Source organism: Chromobacterium sp. IIBBL 290-4 (assembly GCF_024207115.1).
Classification (GTDB): Bacteria; Pseudomonadota; Gammaproteobacteria; order Burkholderiales; family Chromobacteriaceae; genus Chromobacterium.
This window is the reverse complement of sequence record NZ_CP100128.1, coordinates 239,970-257,049: the sequence shown is the minus strand read 5'-3', so window position 1 is coordinate 257,049 and position 17,080 is coordinate 239,970. Positions and strand designations below refer to the sequence as shown.

General features: G+C 59.1%; 17 protein-coding genes and 5 tRNA genes. 16 read left to right on the top strand and 6 right to left on the bottom strand.

Annotated features, from left to right (window positions below; genetic code table 11):
* Nucleotides 1–83: 83 nt before the first annotated feature.
* The 13 genes from NKT35_RS01105 to NKT35_RS01045 all read left to right on the top strand — a co-directional run bounded on the left by NKT35_RS01105 (nucleotide 84) and on the right by NKT35_RS01045 (nucleotide 10,969).
* A tRNA-Val gene (locus NKT35_RS01105) sits at nucleotides 84–160 on the top strand.
* Between the two features lie 183 nt (nucleotides 161–343).
* Entirely contained in the window at nucleotides 344–2,245 is a 1,902-nt protein-coding gene (thrS, locus tag NKT35_RS01100) for a threonine--tRNA ligase (protein ID WP_254297960.1), read from the top strand.
* 35 nt (nucleotides 2,246–2,280) lie between these two features.
* The gene (gene infC, locus NKT35_RS01095; RefSeq protein ID WP_254297959.1) at nucleotides 2,281–2,805 is read left to right on the top strand and encodes a translation initiation factor IF-3; all 525 of its coding nucleotides are present in this window, start codon (nucleotides 2,281–2,283) and stop codon (nucleotides 2,803–2,805) included.
* 167 nt (nucleotides 2,806–2,972) lie between these two features.
* Nucleotides 2,973–3,170 (top strand): 50S ribosomal protein L35, encoded by a 198-nt coding sequence (gene rpmI / locus NKT35_RS01090; protein ID WP_254297958.1) that lies wholly within the window; start codon nucleotides 2,973–2,975, stop codon nucleotides 3,168–3,170.
* Nucleotides 3,171–3,182: 12 nt separating this feature from the next.
* Complete coding sequence (rplT, locus tag NKT35_RS01085; protein WP_043575501.1) at nucleotides 3,183–3,542, top strand: 50S ribosomal protein L20; 360 nt, start codon at nucleotides 3,183–3,185, stop codon at nucleotides 3,540–3,542.
* A 132-nt stretch (nucleotides 3,543–3,674) separates the two neighbouring features.
* Nucleotides 3,675–4,661: a phenylalanine--tRNA ligase subunit alpha gene (locus tag NKT35_RS01080; RefSeq protein WP_254297957.1), complete on the top strand. Its 987-nt coding sequence runs from the start codon at nucleotides 3,675–3,677 to the stop codon at nucleotides 4,659–4,661.
* Nucleotides 4,662–4,679: 18 nt separating this feature from the next.
* Nucleotides 4,680–7,037 (top strand): phenylalanine--tRNA ligase subunit beta, encoded by a 2,358-nt coding sequence (gene pheT, locus NKT35_RS01075; RefSeq protein ID WP_254297956.1) that lies wholly within the window; start codon nucleotides 4,680–4,682, stop codon nucleotides 7,035–7,037.
* A 73-nt stretch (nucleotides 7,038–7,110) separates the two neighbouring features.
* Nucleotides 7,111–7,413 carry an integration host factor subunit alpha gene (locus NKT35_RS01070; RefSeq protein WP_254301328.1) on the top strand — a complete coding sequence of 101 codons (303 nt, stop codon included), beginning with the start codon at nucleotides 7,111–7,113 and terminating at the stop codon, nucleotides 7,411–7,413.
* The gene (locus tag NKT35_RS01065; protein WP_254297955.1) at nucleotides 7,394–7,747 is read left to right on the top strand and encodes a MerR family transcriptional regulator; all 354 of its coding nucleotides are present in this window, start codon (nucleotides 7,394–7,396) and stop codon (nucleotides 7,745–7,747) included. The genes NKT35_RS01070 and NKT35_RS01065 overlap by 20 nt, the downstream gene beginning before the upstream one ends.
* A 30-nt stretch (nucleotides 7,748–7,777) precedes the next feature.
* Nucleotides 7,778–7,854 (top strand) — tRNA-Pro (locus NKT35_RS01060).
* 248 nt (nucleotides 7,855–8,102) lie between these two features.
* A complete protein-coding gene (locus NKT35_RS01055) occupies nucleotides 8,103–8,471 on the top strand; it encodes a DUF1289 domain-containing protein (protein WP_254297954.1) in 369 nt (122 codons plus the stop codon).
* Between the two features lie 33 nt (nucleotides 8,472–8,504).
* Nucleotides 8,505–9,092: a methyltransferase domain-containing protein gene (locus tag NKT35_RS01050; RefSeq protein ID WP_254297953.1), complete on the top strand. Its 588-nt coding sequence runs from the start codon at nucleotides 8,505–8,507 to the stop codon at nucleotides 9,090–9,092.
* Between the two features lie 80 nt (nucleotides 9,093–9,172).
* On the top strand, nucleotides 9,173–10,969 hold the full coding sequence (locus NKT35_RS01045) for a methyl-accepting chemotaxis protein (protein ID WP_254297952.1): 1,797 nt from the start codon (nucleotides 9,173–9,175) through the stop codon (nucleotides 10,967–10,969).
* Nucleotides 10,970–11,026: 57 nt separating this feature from the next.
* Here NKT35_RS01045 and NKT35_RS01040 read toward each other — a convergent pair whose 3' ends face one another.
* From NKT35_RS01040 to NKT35_RS01015, 6 genes are all read right to left on the bottom strand, one after another.
* On the bottom strand, nucleotides 11,027–11,593 hold the full coding sequence (locus NKT35_RS01040; RefSeq protein ID WP_254297951.1) for a TMEM165/GDT1 family protein: 567 nt from the start codon (nucleotides 11,591–11,593) through the stop codon (nucleotides 11,027–11,029).
* Nucleotides 11,594–11,804: 211 nt separating this feature from the next.
* Complete coding sequence (mscL, locus tag NKT35_RS01035) at nucleotides 11,805–12,269, bottom strand: large-conductance mechanosensitive channel protein MscL (RefSeq protein ID WP_254297950.1); 465 nt, start codon at nucleotides 12,267–12,269, stop codon at nucleotides 11,805–11,807.
* 59 nt (nucleotides 12,270–12,328) lie between these two features.
* Nucleotides 12,329–13,183, bottom strand: coding sequence for a DMT family transporter (locus NKT35_RS01030; RefSeq protein ID WP_254297949.1), 855 nt, complete (start codon nucleotides 13,181–13,183; stop codon nucleotides 12,329–12,331).
* Between the two features lie 84 nt (nucleotides 13,184–13,267).
* A tRNA-Asn gene (locus NKT35_RS01025) sits at nucleotides 13,268–13,343 on the bottom strand.
* A gap of 34 nt (nucleotides 13,344–13,377) precedes the next feature.
* A tRNA-Asn gene (locus NKT35_RS01020) sits at nucleotides 13,378–13,453 on the bottom strand.
* 30 nt (nucleotides 13,454–13,483) lie between these two features.
* Nucleotides 13,484–13,559 (bottom strand) — tRNA-Asn (locus NKT35_RS01015).
* Nucleotides 13,560–13,767: 208 nt separating this feature from the next.
* Between NKT35_RS01015 and ygfZ the strand changes: the two genes are divergently transcribed.
* From ygfZ to NKT35_RS01000, 3 genes are all read left to right on the top strand, one after another.
* On the top strand, nucleotides 13,768–14,802 hold the full coding sequence (ygfZ, locus tag NKT35_RS01010; RefSeq protein ID WP_254297948.1) for a CAF17-like 4Fe-4S cluster assembly/insertion protein YgfZ: 1,035 nt from the start codon (nucleotides 13,768–13,770) through the stop codon (nucleotides 14,800–14,802).
* 97 nt (nucleotides 14,803–14,899) lie between these two features.
* Nucleotides 14,900–15,205 carry an H-NS histone family protein gene (locus NKT35_RS01005; protein ID WP_254297947.1) on the top strand — a complete coding sequence of 102 codons (306 nt, stop codon included), beginning with the start codon at nucleotides 14,900–14,902 and terminating at the stop codon, nucleotides 15,203–15,205.
* 201 nt (nucleotides 15,206–15,406) lie between these two features.
* The gene (locus tag NKT35_RS01000; protein ID WP_254297946.1) at nucleotides 15,407–17,080 is read left to right on the top strand and encodes a cyclic-di-GMP receptor FimW-related protein; all 1,674 of its coding nucleotides are present in this window, start codon (nucleotides 15,407–15,409) and stop codon (nucleotides 17,078–17,080) included.

The window sequence follows — 17,080 nt, the reverse complement described above, 5'->3', positions numbered from 1 at the left end:
AGCAAGCGCGCGGCCTGCGCCGAGGATGCAAAATAGTGCTTGCCAAGACGGGTAGGCTCTTATACTATGCACACCTCGACGACAGGCACGTAGCTCAGTTGGTTAGAGCACCACCTTGACATGGTGGGGGTCGTTGGTTCGAATCCAATCGTGCCTACCAAATTCAATGCATGGAGTGAACAAGTGAAAGCTTTGCGAACTACCACAACCCGACATACTCACGGAAGCTGAGCCTTGCGGGTTGTACCATGCGAAAAAAGAAGTGCGGCTCAGGCCGCACTTTTTTTTTATCCTTACGTTTTAGAATCGCTCACACAAACCTCTCGCCCTCGTTGGAGTTGATATGCCAGACATTCGCTTGCCGGACGGCTCGGTCCGTTCATTCGACAAACCGGTAACGGTTCATGAAGTGGCCGCATCCATCGGCACTGGTCTGGCGCGCGCCGCGCTGGCGGGCCGCGTGGATGGCCAGCTGGTCGATACCAGCTACCTGATCGACCGCAATGCCGATCTGGCTATCGTCACCGACAAGGACGCCGACGGCCTGTCCATCATTCGCCACTCCACCGCTCACTTGCTGGCTTACGCCGTCAAGGAGCTGTTCCCGGAGGCGCAGGTGACCATCGGGCCGGAGATCGAAAACGGCTTCTATTACGACTTCGCCTACAAGCGTCCGTTCACGCCGGAAGACTTGGCCGCCATCGAAAAGAAAATGGCCGAGCTGGCGAAGAAGGATATCCCGGTAGAGCGTTACGAACTGCCGCGCGACGAGGCGATCGCCTACTTCAAGAGCATAGGCGAGGCCTATAAGGCCGAGATTATCGAATCGATCCCGCAGGGCGAGGTGCTGAGTCTGTACCGCGAGGGCGAGTTCACCGACTTGTGCCGCGGCCCGCACGTGCCGTCCACCGGCAAGCTGAAGGTGTTCAAGCTGATGAAGGTGGCCGGCGCTTACTGGCGCGGCGACAGCAAGAACGAAATGCTGCAGCGCGTTTACGGCACCGCCTGGGCTAAGAAGGAAGACCTGGAAGCCTACCTCTATATGCTGGAAGAGGCGGAAAAGCGCGACCATCGCAAGCTGGGCGTGCAGCTGGACCTGTTCCATCTGCAGGACGAGGCGCCGGGCATGGTGTTCTGGCACCCCAAGGGCTGGCAGCTGTGGCAGAACGTCGAGCAATACATGCGCGCCAAGCTGAATGTCGAAGGCTATAAGGAAGTGCGCACGCCGATGATGATGGACGCCAATCTGTGGGAGCGTTCCGGTCATGCCGCCAACTACCGCGAGAACATGTTCATCACCGAGTCGGAAAAGCGCGATTACGCGGTGAAGCCGATGAACTGCCCGGGCCACGTGCAGATCTTCAACAGCGGCCTGCGTTCTTATCGCGATCTGCCGCTGCGCTACGCCGAGTTCGGCTCCTGCCATCGCAATGAGCCGTCCGGCGCGCTGCACGGCATCATGCGCGTGCGCGGCTTCGTGCAGGACGATGGCCACATCTTCTGTACCGAAGACCAGATCAACCAGGAGGCCAAGGATTTCCACCGCCTGGTGATGGAAGTGTACGACCGCTTCGGCTTCGACAAGGTGGCGATCAAGCTGGCGCTGCGTCCGGACAAGCGCATCGGCGAAGAGTCCACCTGGGACAAGGCCGAGGAAGGCATGCGCGAGGCGCTGCGCGCTTGCGGCGTGGAGTGGACGGAATTGCCGGGCGAGGGCGCTTTCTACGGTCCGAAGATCGAATACCACATCAAGGACGCGCTAGGCCGCTCCTGGCAGTGCGGCACGCTGCAGCTGGACTTCATGCTGCCGGAGCGTCTGGACGCCGAATATGTGGCTGACGACAACAGCCGCAAGCGTCCGGTGATGCTGCACCGCGCGGCGCTGGGTTCGCTGGAGCGTTTCCTTGGCATTCTGATCGAAAACCATGCCGGCGCTTTCCCGCTGTGGCTGGCTCCGGTGCAGATGGTTGTGATGAATATCACCGAAGCGCAGGCGGAATATGCATCGGACATCGCCAAAGCGCTTGAGAAACAAGGCTTCCGTGTCGATCTTGACTTGAGAAACGAGAAGATCGGCTATAAAATTCGCGAACACAGTCTGCAGAAGTTGCCGTATCAGATCATTGTCGGCGACAAGGAAAAGGCAGACGGACTGGTTGCCGTGCGCGCCCGTGGCGAAGACCTGGGTCAGCTCACGCTGGATGCGTTCATCGCGCGCCTCAAGGCTGAGATGCCTGAGGCCTGATCCAGCGGCGGCGCAATTATCATTCATTAGGAGATTTGGCTATAGCTCAGGAACGCGAAGCACGGATCAACGGCGAGATTACCGCTCGCGAGATTCGTCTGGTAGGTAAAGAAGGTGAGCAGATTGGCATCGTCAGTCTGCGTGAAGCAATGGCTCTGGCGGAAGAAGGCGATGTGGATCTGGTGGAAATTTCCCCGACCGCGCAGCCGCCGGTGTGCAAGCTGATGGACTACGGTAAGTACAAGTACGAAATGTCCAAGAAGCGCCACGAGGCCAAGCAGAAGCAGAAACAAGTTCAGATCAAGGAAATCAAATTCCGCCCGGGCACAGACGATGGCGATTACAACGTCAAGCTGCGCAACCTGGTGCGTTTCCTGTCTGAAGGCGACAAGGCCAAAGTCACCCTGCGTTTCCGCGGCCGTGAAATGGCTCACCAGGATATCGGTCTGGCGCTGCTCAAGCGCGTAGAGGCCGACCTGGCGGAAGTGGGCACTGTGGAACAGTTCCCGCGTCTGGAAGGTCGCCAGATGGTAATGATGATTGCGCCGAAGAAGAAATAATCGGTATAATCGCCATTCCGACACGGCAGAGTGCGCTCTGCCGTGTTGATTTTGTAGGTCGGCAACGACCTGCTTCAAAAGCGTGACGCAGTGGTATCAAGCGCCGAAAGGCTTGCCGGACGGCCACCCTGTGTCGAATCTAGACAAAATTCAGCAGGAGCATTTCCATGCCGAAGATGAAAACCAAGTCGAGCGCGAAAAAGCGTCTCAAAGTGCTGGGCAACGGCGGCGTTAAGCGTTCCATGGCCTTCAAGCGTCACATCCTGACCAAGAAGACCACCAAGAACAAGCGCCAACTGCGCGGTACCACCATGGTGCACGCAACCAACATGGCTTCCGTAAAAGCCATGATGCCTTACGCATAAGGAGACTGATATATGCCACGCGTTAAACGCGGTGTAACCGCACGTGCTCGTCACAAGAAAATCCTCGCCCTGGCGAAAGGCTATCGCGGCCGCCGGAAGAACGTCTATCGCATCGCCAAACAGGCGGTGATGAAGGCGGGTCAGTACGCCTACCGCGACCGTCGTCAGAAAAAGCGTCAGTTCCGTCAACTGTGGATTGCTCGTATCAACGCAGCTGCCCGTGAAAACGGCCTGCCGTACAGCAAGTTCATGAACGGTCTGAAGAAAGCCGGCATCGAAATCGACCGTAAGGTCCTGGCCGATCTGGCCGTGTTCGAAAAGGCCGCTTTTGCTCAGATCGTCGAAAAGGCGAAAGCAAGCCTCGCTGCTTAATCGCCCGGACGAACTTAAAGGGAGGCAATCGCCTCCCTTTTTTTCTATTCGCGCTTTGTAGAACGCTTATCCAATCATGCAGGCTCCTGCCTGATTCGATCAGCCTTTTATTCGCATGCGGTGTGGGACAAGATGAACAACGTTGACGCGATTCTCCAAGCCGGCCAGGAGGCAGTAGCCGCCGCGGCCGATCTGATCGAGCTCGAGCAAGTCAAGGCGCGCTACCTTGGCAAGAGCGGCGAGCTGACCGAACTCCTCAAGCAGCTGGGCAAGCTGGCGCCGGAAGAGCGCAAAGCAGCCGGCGCCACCATCAACCTGGCCAAGCAGGCTTTTGAAGCCGCGCACAACGACAAGCGCGACCGGCTCAACGCCGCCAAGCTGGAAGCCCAGCTGGCCGCCGAGGCGCTGGACGTGACGCTGCCGGGCCGCGGTACTGTGGGCGGCGGTTTGCATCCGGTGGCGCTGACGCTGGAGCGCATCGCCGGCCTGTTCCGCACCATGGGTTTCGAAGTGGCCGACGGCCCGGAAATCGAAAGCGATTTCTACAACTTCCAGGCGCTGAACATTCCGGAAAACCATCCGGCCCGCGCGATGCAGGACACCTTCTACGTTGAAAACGGCGATGTGCTGCGCACCCATACCAGCCCGATCCAGGCGCGCTTCATGGAAAGCCACCGTCCGCCGATCAAGATCGTCGCGCCGGGCCGCGTGTACCGTGTCGACTCGGATGCCACGCACTCGCCTATGTTCCACCAGATGGAAGGCCTGTGGGTGGACGAGGGCGTGTCCTTCGCCGACCTGAAGGCGGTGCTGATCGACTTCCTGCGCCGCTTCTTCGAGCGCGACGATCTGCAAGTGCGCTTCCGTCCGTCCTTCTTCCCGTTCACCGAAACGTCGGCCGAAATCGACGTGCTGGACGAGCAGGGACGCTGGCTGGAAGTGGGCGGTTGCGGCATGGTGCACCCGAATGTGTTGCGTATTGCCAACATCGATCCGGAAACTTATACCGGCTTCGCCTTCGGCATCGGCCTGGATCGTTTCGCCATGTTGCGCTACGGCGTCAACGACTTGCGCCTGTTCTTCGAGAACGATCTCAACTTCCTGAAGCAATTCAACTGATCGCGCACGGAGCCGACTATGCAATTTTCCGAACAATGGCTGAGAAGCTGGGTCAATCCGGCGCTGACCACCGATGAACTGTCCTACCTGCTGACCATGGCGGGCCTGGAAGTGGAAGAAACCCAAGCCGCCGCGCCGGCTTTCAGCGGCGTGGTCATCGCCGAGGTGAAAGAGTGCGCCAAGCATGAAAACGCCGACCGCCTGCGCGTCACCAAGGTGGATGCCGGCACCGGCGAACTGATTCAAATCGTCTGCGGCGCGCCCAATGTGGCCGTCGGCGTGCGCATCCCGTGCGCGCTGCCGGGCGCGGTGCTGCCCGGCGATTTCAAAATCAAGCCGACCAAGATGCGCGGCGTGGAATCGAACGGCATGCTGTGCTCCGGCAAGGAGCTGGGCGTGCCGGAAGACGTGGACGGCCTGATGCTGCTGCCGGCCGACGCGCCTATCGGCCAGAGCATCCGCGATTACCTGGGCCTGGACGACCAGCTGTTCACGCTGAAGATCACGCCTAACCGCGCCGACAGCCTGTCCATCCGCGGCATCGCCCGCGAAGTGGCGGCCTTGACCGGCGCCGAGCAGAAACCGGTGGCCGTCGCCCCGGTGGCGCCGTCCATCGACGACGTGCGTCCGGTGAAGATCGAGGCGCGCGAGGCTTGCGGCCGCTATCTGGGCCGCGTGCTCAAGGGCGTCAGCGCCGCCGCGGCGACGCCGGACTGGATGCGCCGCCGCCTGGAGCGCTCCGGCCTGCGTTCGATTTCCGCCATCGTCGACATCACCAATTACATGCTGCTGGAGCAGGGCCAGCCCATGCACGCATTCGACCTGGCCAAGGTCGAGGGCGGCATCGCCGTGCGCATGGCGCGCGAAGGCGAAAGCCTGCTGTGCCTGAATGAAAAGACTGTAGAGCTGAAGCCGCATCATCTGGTGATCGCCGATGACGCCAAGGTGTTGGCGATGGGCGGCTTCATGGGCGGCGAGCACAGCGGCGTCACGACCGCGAGCCAGGACATTTTCCTGGAGTCGGCGTTCTTCGCGCCGGCCGCCATCGCCGGCCGCGCGCGCGAGCTGGGCTTCGGCTCCGATTCGGCCTACCGCTACGAGCGCGGCGTGGATTTCGAACTGCAACGCGAAGCGATGGAGCGCGCCACCCGTCTGGTGCTGGACATCTGCGGCGGCGAAGCCGGCCCGGTGGTGGAAGAGGTGGCCGAGCTGCCGAAACGCCAAGCGGTCAAGCTGCGCGTGGCGCGCGCCTCCAAGGTGTTGGGCGTGAGCTTGAATGCGGAGCAGATCGCCGACATTCTGTCGCGCCTGAGCCTGGCGCATACGCTGGAGAACGGCGTATTCACCGTGCAGGCGCCGTCGTTCCGCTTCGATATCGAGATTGAAGAAGACCTGATCGAGGAAGTGGCTCGCGTCTACGGCTACAACAGCATCCCGTCCGACGCGCCGCGTTCGGGCATGAGCATGCTCAAGCAGCCGGAAGAACAGCGTCCGGTGGATCAGCTGCGCCATCTGCTGGCGGCGCGCGACTATCAGGAAGTGGTCAGCTACGCCTTTGTCGACGAGCGCTGGGAACGCGATTTCGCCGGCAACGACAATGCCATCCGCTTGCAGAACCCGATCGCCAGCCAAATGAGCGTGATGCGCTCGACGCTGATCGGCGGCTTGGTCGACACCCTGGTGGGCAATATCAACCGCAAGCACCCGCGCGTGCGTCTGTTTGAAGTGGCTCGCGTGTTCCTGCGCGGCGAGCAGGGCTTCGAGCAGCCGGAAAAAGTGGCGGGTCTGGCTTGGGGGCCGCGTCTGGCCGAGCAGTGGGCGGCCAAGGCCGAGCGCGTCGATTTCTTCGACGTGAAGGCCGATGTCGAGGCGCTGCTGCACCCGGTCAAGGCGGCCTACCGCAAGGCGGCTCATCCCGCCTTCCATCCCGGCCGCTGCGCCGAGGTGCTGGTGGATGGCAAGACGGTGGGCGTGATCGGCGAACTGCATCCGCAGTGGGCGCAAGCTTACGATCTGCCGACTGCGCCGGTGTTGTTCGAGCTGGATCTGTCCTGCGCCATCGCCCGCGACCGCATCAAGGCCAAGCCGGTGAGCAAGTTCCAGCCGGTGCGCCGCGATCTGGCGCTGGTGGTGGACGAGCAAGTGACTGTGGCGCAACTGCTGTCCGCTTTTGATGCCAAGAAGGCCGAAATTGTCACCGATATCTCGATTTTCGATGTGTATCGCGGCAAAGGCGTCGATGAAGGCAAGAAGAGTCTGGCCTTTAGCGTGCTGATGCAGGACAATAGCCGCACCCTGACCGACGAAGAAGTCGAGCCGGCCATTCAGGCCTTGCTCGAAGCCGTGTCGGCGCTGGGCGCGCAACTGCGCGTTTAATCAAGTTTTGGATGGGCGATTCGCGTTAGAATTCGCCCATTGCTGGATGTTTTTGAAGTTTGAGGGGAATGTCATGACTTTGACGAAGGCTGAACTGGCCGATTTGCTGTTTGACCAGGTAGGTCTGAACAAGCGCGAAGCCAAGGACATGGTTGAGTCGTTTTTCGAGGAAATCCGGTTGGCGCTGGAAACCGGCGACTCGGTGAAACTGTCCGGATTTGGCAATTTCCAGCTGCGCGACAAGCCGCAGCGTCCGGGCCGCAATCCGAAAACCGGGGAAGAAATTCCTATTACCGCGCGTCGTGTGGTAACTTTCCACGCAAGCCAGAAACTCAAGGGAATGGTTGAGCAATACCATGCTGACAAGCAAGGCTGATTTGCCGTCGATTCCGCCCAAGCGTTACTTCACCATCAGCGAGGTTGGCGAGCTGGCGGGCGTGAAGCCGCATGTGCTGCGTTATTGGGAACAGGAATTCGCTCAGCTGCGCCAAGTAAAAAGGCGCGGCAATCGTCGTTATTACCAGCACCATGAAGTTTTACTGGTGCGGAAAATCCGTGAATTGCTTTACGACGACGGATTTACCATTCAGGGCGCCCGCCAGCGCCTGGGAATGGGCGATACCGGCGATCGTCCGATCACGGCGCAGGAAGTGCGCGCCGAATTGGAGTCTATCCTGGAATGGTTGGATTCAGGTGTTGGCAAAGAATAATAAATCGGTTAGAATACGTTTCTCTTGAGTCGGGGTGTAGCGCAGCCTGGTAGCGCATCTGCATGGGGTGCAGAGGGTCGGAAGTTCGAATCTTCTCACCCCGACCAACAAAACACTGTAGTACCAAGCATTTAGAGCCAGCGCAAGCTGGCTTTTTTGTTTGCGCTTTTAGAAGATATTAGAAAAACTTCCAATATCACGCGGCACAGCGTGTGCTGGCTTTTTAATTTTCCATGCCTTGTGCGAGCGGCTTCGTCTCGCGATATCCCGCCTCTGTTTTTCCGCTTAGCTGATATACTCGATTTGAGTTTCCTGCCTTGTTTTAAGTTATTGTTTTGTTTGAAGTGAGCAATCGATGAATGATTCCCGCCCAGATTCTCCATGCATCGCCTTGTGTTCCACCGCCTTGGGCGATAATGTCTGCCGCGGTTGCGCGCGCACTTTTGGAGAAATCAGCCAGTGGTGCTTCATGGATGAAGCGGAGCGCGAGCTGGTCTGGGCGCGTTTGCCGGCGCGCCAGCGTTTATTGCGGCTTGCCGCGGCGTGCGGGGTGTTGTTGGAATTGGATTGCGAAGAAGGCGAGGAGTGGGGGCGTTTGCCAGCCGGCGTGAAGTTCCGAATCCGCGACGATGGCGTTTTGCTGCGCAGGGGGGTTGGCGGCGAGGCGGTCATGGCGGATTGGAGCGATCTGCGGCGAACGGTTGGTTGGTTGTCGCAGGCTTGATGGGGAGGGGTGCGAGTGGCGGATAGTTCGCAGATGGATTTTTGGGAGCAGCGCTATAAAGAAGGCGTCACGCCCTGGGAGGGTGCCAGCTTTCCGGATGTCGCGCGGCGTTTTTTCCGGGAGGCTCCGCCTGGACGGTTATTGCTGCCGGGGTGCGGTGGCGCCGGCGATATGCCGGAATTGATGGCGGCCGGGCATGAGGTGCTGGCGATAGACTTCAGCGAGGCGGCATTGGCGCATGCGCGCAGCCGGTGGCCGAATCTATCGGACAAATTATTATTGAAGGATTTTTTCAAGCTGGAGCAGCCCGCTTTCGACTATGTGTTCGAGCGGGCTTTTTTGTGCGCATTGCCAATAAAAATGAGAATGGAATATTCTGTCAAAATGGCTAGCCTGATCCGTCCCGGCGGTTTGCTGGCTGGGGTGTTTTTTGTCGCGGCAAGCGATCGCGGGCCGCCGTTCGGCATCGCCGAATCGGAGTTGGAAGCCCTTGTTGGAAAATGGTTTTCTCTGGAATTCGAGCAGTCCTTGCCGGATGGATTGCCGGTTTTCCGCGGAATGGAGCGGTGGATGGTCTGGAAGCGGAGGAGTGTTGATCTTGATCAAGCTTTTGCCGTGTAACGTTCTGGCAATTCTTCCGCTTTTCATAAAAAATAGCGTCCGATTTTAAGAAGCGGCGCAGCAGGTCGGGAGGAGAAATAATGGAGTGGTTTGGGCGGTTTTATACGTTTTCTGAAAAAACCTTCTGGAATAGCTTAACGAAAAAGCTGTGCAGCTTTTTCTTCATCAGCGTATTCCAGCTGATGATGGTGGCCTACTGCTATTACGCGCTTAGCGATATCCGTTCCTTGGCGCGATCTGCAGGCATGGGGCAGCAGGTGCTGGCGCAAATGGAGTCGCGCATAGACAGCGCCTTGTATTGGACGCTGGGCTTGTGGGCGCTGAGCTTTGCCTTCATCGCTTTCATGGTTTGGTATCTGCGTTACCTGATTGTGCGGCCGCTGAAGATGATCATCGATATCTTCAATGAGATAGGCGCGGGCGCCGGCGATCTGTCGCGGGACATTCCGGCGGTGACTTATGACGAAATCCGCGATCTGTCGATGTCCTACAATCGCTTCCTGCTCAAGATGCGTGAAATCATCAGCAAGGTCAGGGTGATGACCGTGCGCATCGCCATGGACTCGGCGGTGACGCGGCGCAATGTGGGCGTGTCGCTGGACGGCGCGCGGCAGCAGGACGAGCTGGCGCGCGAGGTGAAGCAGGCCAGCGACCAATCCACGCGCGGCGTGGAGCAGGTTACCGAGCAGACGCAGGCGATCTCCTCGACCACGGGCGAGAATCTGGATGTCGCGCGCGAATCCTACGAAGAGCTGCGCATGGTGACGGACAGCATCCATGACATCAGCCGCAAGGTGGGGCATTTCAATCTGACGGTGGATGAGCTGAGCCGACGCTCCATCAGCATCAAGGCCATTGTCGATCTGATCAAGGATGTGTCCGAGCAGACCAATCTGCTGGCGCTGAACGCGGCCATTGAGGCGGCGCGGGCGGGCGAGAGCGGCCGCGGCTTCGCCGTGGTGGCGGATGAGGTGAGGAAGCTGGCTGAAAGAGTGAAAAAGGCCACAGACGAGATCTCTCATAATATCGACGGCATGCTGGGCCTGGTTTCGGATACGCAGCAGGAAACGACGGCGATTACCGAAGACACCAATCGGGCCCGCGAGGTGATTTCGCGCGCTTCCGAGCATTTCAGCAAGATGATGGGCGACTTCGAGGCCACCTCCAGCAGCTTGAGCCAGATCGCTTCGACGATGCAGGAGTTTGCTTCGGCGAATCACCAGGTGAACCAAAACGTGGCGGAAATCCATTTGCTGGGCCGCGAGGTGAATGATCGCCTGGGGCAGACCGAGCAGGCGGCCACCGAGCTGACGGCGGCGGCGGAGCGGGTGCAGGAGCTGGTTTCCAAGTTCGTGATCGGCGAGGGCGCATTCGACCAGGCGGTCAATCAGGCGCGCGAAGCGCGCGACCAGGTGCTGACTTTGCTGCAGGGCGAGCTGCAGCGGGGCATCGATTTGTTCGATCAGCGCTATCAGCCGATCGCCGGCAGCAAGCCGACCAAGTACCGAACGGTTTACGACGGCAAATTGGAGAAGATGCTGCAGCCGGTGCTGGACAGCATGGTGCAGCGGATTCCCGGCGGCAAATTTTGCGTGGCGGTGGACGGCAATGGCTACGCGCCTACGCATAACAGCTGGTATAGCCGGCCGCTGAGCGGCGATGCGGAGAAGGACTTGAAAGAGAGTCGCGACAAGCGCATTTTCAATGATCCGGCAGGCTTGCGCGCGGCGCGCAATCAGCAGCCCTTCTTGCTGCAAACCTATAGCCGCGATACCGGCGAGGTGTTGTCCGAGGTGGTGCTGCCGCTGCAGCTGCGAGGCCGGCATTGGGGCGCGCTGCGGGTGGGGTTCGATCCTAATAGCTTATTGGCGACCTAGGCTTGGGGCGAGGCGGAGTTGGAAAAGGGAGGCTTGGGCCTCCCTTTTTGCTGGCGCTTATAGTGTCAGCGGATTGAGCAGCGTGATGACGCCGAGCACGACAAACAACACGGCGGCAATGCCGTGCATCAGCTTTTGCGGCAGCTTCTTGGCGGCCACCTCGCCCAGCAGCACGGCGGGCACGTTGGCGATCATCATGCCCAGCGTGGTGCCGGCCACCACCATCGGCAGCTCGTGGAAGCGGGCCGCCAGCGCCACGGTGGCGATCTGCGTCTTGTCGCCCATCTCGGCCAGGAAAAAGGCGATCACGGTGGTGCCGAAGACGCCGAAACGCTCGCGCAGGCCGCCGTCTTCATCCAGCTTGTCCGGAATCAGCATCCAGACGGCCATCATCACAAAGGAAATGCCCAGCCCCCAGCGCATGATGTCCGGACCGACCTTGGTCATGAGCCATTGGCCAACCGCCGCCGCGACGAAGTGATTCACCAGGGTAGATACGAAAATGCCCAGGATGATGGGGACGGGTTTTTTGAAGCGGGAGGCCAGCAGCAGCGCCAGCAATTGGGTTTTGTCGCCGATCTCGGCCAGAGCCACCACGCCGGTGGAAATCAGAAAAGCTTCCATGGATACTCCAGGGGCCGCGCATGCGCCATGACAAACCTGCGCCGCGGCCCCGCGATGCGCAAGCATGTCATGGGTCTTGCCAAACGGGATTCGTCGCGACGGCCATGGCGAATGCCAAGTATGTTGACCGTTGCCGGCGCTGTCGCGCGCCGAGGCTACTCCCCCAGAACGGAGCGGATTGTAGGGGAAAAGCCCGGTGCCGGCAAGGGCGTCAGTCCAGTTGCGAAGTGCAGCAAGGGCAGCGGCTGGCTTTCTCCGGGATGGCGGAGAGGCAGTAGCGGCATTCTGTGGTGGCGGGCGCGGCAGGCGCTTCCGCCGGCGCTTCTTCGCGCTTCAGGCGATTGATGGCCTTGACCAGCATGAAGATGGCGAAGGCGACAATGGTGAAGCTGACCAGGGAATTGATGAACAAACCCAGATTCAGCGTCACCGCGCCGGCTTGCTTGGCGGCGGCGACGGACACGTATGGGCCGGCTTGTTTGGCGCCTTCCTTCAGTACAAAGAACAGGTTGGAGAAGTCGACATTGCCGATCAGCAGGCCGATGGGCGGCATGATCACATCGTCTACCAGCGATTTGACGATGGAACCGAAGGCGCCGCCTATCACCACGCCTACGGCGAGGTCGATCACATTGCCTTTGACGGCGAATTCCTTGAATTCCTTCAGTACGGACATGGTCTTTTCCTTATTCATAAGAAAACATGTTAACTGTTTCCATTATCATTGCAAATCATTCAGACTGTCGCGGCTCGGGCCTTGCGGCTCGGCAAGGTGCCGAGCAGCGCGCCGCCCAGGATCAGCGCAATGGCGTAGATGGCCATCTGGTTGAGCTGCCCTTGGCCGCTGGCGGCGAGCAGCAGAGTGGACAGCAAAGGCGTGGCGTAGGATAGCGAGCCGATTTGCCTGGGGTCGCCCAGCTTGAGCGCGCGCTCCCATAGGAAGAAGGCGCCGCCCATCGGGCCAAGGCCCAGCAGCAGCAGCGTCAGCCATTGCTGCGCATTGGGCTGGGCGGCGGGTTCCAGCAGCGCATGGGAAAGCAGGGAGAGCAGGCCGGAGGCTAGGCAGAATCCTCCCATCGCGCCTTTGGGCAGATTGGCCAGCCGGTTCAGCGCCAGGCTGAAGGTGGACCAGACCACGGCGGCGGCGATGGCCAGCAGATAGCCGGGCAGATATTGCTGCGAAAGCGAGAGTTTGCCGCCGGTCACGATCAGCGCCGCGCCGGCGAAGCCTAGCAGGCAGCCAGCCAGATGGCGAGGCGTCAGCTTGGCGCCGGATTGGGCCAGCGGCGACAGCATGACGATCAGCAGCGGCCATAGGTAGTTGAGCAGATTGGCGTCCATGGTGGGCGCGTGTCGGAAGGCGAAGAACAGCAGGAAATGGTAGCCGAACAGGCCGTAGACGCCGATGAGCATGGTGGCGGGCGGCATCCGCCAGTCGCGGATGCGATGCAATGACAACAGGCTGCCTACGCTGAGACAGACGCCGACGACGAAAAAGGGCGGCAGGGATCGGGTGAGCGCGCCCAGGGTGGCGAGCGAGGCCCAAAGCAGGATGGCGCCGGCTGCGAGCAGAATGGAAGTGGGTGGCATCGTTCCTCCAAAAGTTGGAACGATTGTAAGATGGAAAGAGAAAACGAAAAAGCCGCAGCGTGGGCTGCGGCTTTTGCCGTATTCTGGCTCCCCGAGCAGGGCTCGAACCTGCGACCTGCGGATTAACAGTCCGTCGCTCTACCAACTGAGCTATCAGGGAACAAAACTTTGAATTGTGGCCCTAAGGGCGGTGTTGGCTCCCCGAGCAGGGCTCGAACCTGCGACCTGCGGATTAACAGTCCGTCGCTCTACCAACTGAGCTATCAGGGAACAAACATACTCAATTTAGCCAGGGTGAACTGGCTCCCCGAGCAGGGCTCGAACCTGCGACCTGCGGATTAACAGTCCGTCGCTCTACCAACTGAGCTATCAGGGAATTGAGTGAGGGCGAACTATATATCGCAGCCATTGGGCTGTCAAGCTTCTGTGGCAAATTTCTTTTGTTTTTTTGAGGGAGCCTGGCTGGGGTGTGGCTATCCTGTTGTTATTAAAGAATTTGTATTTTTATCGCATCCGGACACCTCTGGCGAGGAAAAAAGGCTGGCGGTAAGATCGCAAATTGCAAATTGTCAGGAGCGAGGCCGATGGAAGGTTTTTGGAAAGAGTGGTTGCTGAAGAATGGGCTGGAACCGAGCGGGGAGCGGCGCGCATCCGAGGATGCGCATCTGGAGCAGATCTCTGCTTTGCGAGAGGGTTCCGCGCTGGCGTGCCTGGATACCTTTGCGTTGATTCGGGTGGAAGGCGAGGACGCCGCCGCCTTTTTGCAGGGGCAGCTATCCAGCGATATTCGCGAACTGCTTGAAGGGCGCGCGCAATACAGCACATATTCGACGGCCAAGGGCCGGATGCTGGCCAGCTTTTTGGCGTGGTTTAAGGACGGCGCTTATTATCTGATGGTTTCCGCCGATATCGCCGAAGCGATTGCCAAGCGGCTGAAGATGTTTGTTTTGCGCTCCAAGGTCAAGGTGGAGCTGGCGGCGGACTGGGCGTTGCTGGGTTTGGCCGGCGATGCCGCCGGCGCCGTATTGCGGGAAGCTCAGGCCGAATTGGCCAATGTCGAACCGTTGAAGCCGGTTTTCGGCGCGGACTTCATGGCGATGGCTTTGCCTGGGGCGGGGTGGCTTGTCGCGCTGCGGAATGAAAGCGAGTGGGGCGGCAAGATCGCCGGCAATGCCGCCTTGACGCCGATTTCGGCTGAGGCCTGGCAGTTGCGCGATATACAGGCCGGCATCGTTTGGGTGGCCTTGGCCACGCAGGAGCAGTTTGTGCCGCAGATGGCCAATATGGAATTGATAGGCGCGGTGAATTTCAAAAAGGGTTGCTACCCTGGCCAGGAGATAGTCGCGCGCAGCCAGTATTTGGGCAAGATGAAGCGTCGGATGTTCCGCGTTGAATTTGATCAAGCATTGCCGAATGCGACAAAACTATATAGCCCGGAATTGCCGGATCAGTCCGTAGGCATGCTGGCTGCGGTTTGCCAAGTGGGCAAGGGGCGTTACCAAGGCTTGGCGGTGGTGCAGGCGCAAACTTGGGAATCGGGCGTGTTTGGCGATGAGCTTCATAAAATCCCTTTGCGCATGCTGGATTTGCCTTATAGCCTTGAATCGGTAACAGGCTAATAGGCGGTAGTATTTCCTTTTTTAACCTTGACTTGTGCTAATCGTATTGGCTACATTACAGCCTGTAATTGGCAAATCAATAATCAAGGAACATCACATGGATCTGTCCACGCTGGAATTTACCAAACTGGTTGAGCTGAAGTCGGAAGTTGAAAACGAAATCAAGCGCCGCGAAGTGGAAGAAAAAGCCAAGGCCAAGAAGCAGATTATCGAGCTGGCCCGCGCTTATGGCTTGAGCGTTGAAGAAGTTTTGAGCAAGACCGTCGTAGCTCGCAAGCCGGTTGAGGCTAAATACCGCCATCCGGAAAACACGGAGCTGACCTGGACCGGTCGTGGTCGCAAGCCGGCTTGGGTGCAAGCTTGGGTTGACGGCGGCAAGTCGCTGGAACAACTGGCTATCTGATTTAGCCAAGCATTAAGAAAAGGCGCCGAAACGGCGCCTTTTTTCTGCGCGCAAGTTGTGTCAGCGGGGGCATTCCCCCCTTGCTATAAATACTTGTAGCATAGCTGGACTGGGGCGGGAAGCAGGGGCTTGCCATGAACGAAAGTGGACACGCGCATGCTGGATTTCTTTTCAAGGGGAGCCAAAGGTAAGCCAGATCCTTTGGCGAACGCGGTTGCGGCCAAGGCGTATGTCGATGCCTTGAAGCTTGAGCATGGCTCCGCCGCGCACGACAAGGTTGTTGAGTTGCTGGGACGCTTGAGCGCCCAGCCGCTGGAGCTATCCTCGGATCTGTTGGAGGCGGTGCTGGTATTGAATCAGGAAACCCAGCCCCTGCACGCCGCGCTATGCGTGCAATATCTGATGAACAGCAGAATGCCGAAAGTGCTGGAGAATCAATTGCGCGGGCAGATTCTCAGCTATGGCAAGCACTTTGCGGACTTTTATCAATACGCCTTGCCGATTCAGGCGGACACTCCGGATGGAGTGAAAGTCCACTCGCGATTGCCGCTGGCGTTGGCAAGAATAATGTACTATCTGACGGAATATGCCATATGGCAATACGTCAGAAATTTTCAACCGGATGAAGTTTTCTGGTTGAATGTAAACCAGCTTTACAGATTTTCCGAATTACGGGCTTTGGATTCCAAACCAATATTTTTGTTTGATGACAAAGCCGGCGGCACGACAATCCAGGATCAATATCTGATTTTGCAAATGCTGTCAGTATTGGGCAATGGCAATTTGACTGTCCGCCAAATCAATTTCTCCCATGAATTGTTGGTTTTGCTGAGCAACCGCATGACGATGGCCAAGAAGGGTTTCGACGGCGCGAGTTTCGTCGTCGACCTGATTGAGCCCAGGCCTGCGATGCGCTTCCGCCAGCAAGCGTGCGGCGAGTGGGCTCGATACTGGAGCTCCGCGGAATTGGTCGAGATATTGCATGGCTGGGCCATCATGATGGAGGCGGGCAGGGTGCCTTCGGAATTGAAGCGCTTGGTCGAGCCGGGCATCGATGCGGGCCTGATGCGCATGCTGACGCGCGAATGGGCGGCCAAGCAGGTTATGTTCGAGCGCTCCGAGCGGGTGGCGGTGAATAACAGGCAAATCGAAGTCGCGCACAGGCTGACGGTTTTGCATAGGCTGATCCGCAAGCCTGACGAAGAGGCCATGCAGAATCAAAGAGGCGGCGATAAAGACAGCTTCGATGACGCGGCCAATATCCGGATTTACGGCTTTGTGACCAGCCGCAAGCGGGATAAGGCTGCGCCCCCCTTGTCTGCGGGGCTTTCGCTGGCGGGGGAGGTGGCGGAGCCGGCGCCGGAGCCGGCTTTTCCCCGCTGGGCGCTGGAAAATGTCAGCCAAACCGGGCTTGGCGTTTCCATCGACGTGATGGGCAATGAGTGGGTGGGGCTGGGAGGCTTGATCGCTTACCGGGAGCGGGAACAAGAGAACTGGAGCCTGGGCATCATCCGCCGGGTGAAGCGCACCGGGCGCGAAAGAATTTATCTGGGCCTGGAGACGCTCAGCACGCGGCCGCTCGCGGCCTCCTTGCGGCCCACTGACGCGCGTTTGATCGACCCCACCTTGCCGCCGGAGCAAGTCTGGCTGGCGGGCCATATCGCCTTGTTCATGCCGTATCGGCGCGGCGGGAAATTGGTCAATGCATTGGTGCTGGCTTTGTCTTTATATATGCTGGGCAAGCAGTTCTATATGACTGCGCGCGGCAAGCATTTCCAGATCGCCTTGGGCAAGGTGCTGGAAAAAGGCAGCGACTGGTGCATGGCTGAGGTGGAGTTGGTTAAAACCTTGGATAAGCTGCCGGTGGCGATGTAG

Coding starts and splice junctions, on each gene's coding strand:
- NKT35_RS01080 (WP_254297957.1), top strand. CDS start 3,675: ATGAACAACGTTGACGCGATTCTCCAAGCCGGCCAGGAGGCAGTAGCC.
- NKT35_RS01050 (WP_254297953.1), top strand. CDS start 8,505: ATGGATTTTTGGGAGCAGCGCTATAAAGAAGGCGTCACGCCCTGGGAG.
- NKT35_RS01005 (WP_254297947.1), top strand. CDS start 14,900: ATGGATCTGTCCACGCTGGAATTTACCAAACTGGTTGAGCTGAAGTCG.
- rplT (WP_043575501.1), top strand. CDS start 3,183: ATGCCACGCGTTAAACGCGGTGTAACCGCACGTGCTCGTCACAAGAAA.
- NKT35_RS01065 (WP_254297955.1), top strand. CDS start 7,394: ATGCTGACAAGCAAGGCTGATTTGCCGTCGATTCCGCCCAAGCGTTAC.
- rpmI (WP_254297958.1), top strand. CDS start 2,973: ATGCCGAAGATGAAAACCAAGTCGAGCGCGAAAAAGCGTCTCAAAGTG.
- NKT35_RS01055 (WP_254297954.1), top strand. CDS start 8,103: ATGAATGATTCCCGCCCAGATTCTCCATGCATCGCCTTGTGTTCCACC.
- NKT35_RS01040 (WP_254297951.1), bottom strand. CDS start 11,593: ATGGAAGCTTTTCTGATTTCCACCGGCGTGGTGGCTCTGGCCGAGATC.
- ygfZ (WP_254297948.1), top strand. CDS start 13,768: ATGGAAGGTTTTTGGAAAGAGTGGTTGCTGAAGAATGGGCTGGAACCG.
- NKT35_RS01070 (WP_254301328.1), top strand. CDS start 7,111: ATGACTTTGACGAAGGCTGAACTGGCCGATTTGCTGTTTGACCAGGTA.
- pheT (WP_254297956.1), top strand. CDS start 4,680: ATGCAATTTTCCGAACAATGGCTGAGAAGCTGGGTCAATCCGGCGCTG.
- NKT35_RS01045 (WP_254297952.1), top strand. CDS start 9,173: ATGGAGTGGTTTGGGCGGTTTTATACGTTTTCTGAAAAAACCTTCTGG.
- mscL (WP_254297950.1), bottom strand. CDS start 12,269: ATGTCCGTACTGAAGGAATTCAAGGAATTCGCCGTCAAAGGCAATGTG.
- thrS (WP_254297960.1), top strand. CDS start 344: ATGCCAGACATTCGCTTGCCGGACGGCTCGGTCCGTTCATTCGACAAA.
- NKT35_RS01030 (WP_254297949.1), bottom strand. CDS start 13,183: ATGCCACCCACTTCCATTCTGCTCGCAGCCGGCGCCATCCTGCTTTGG.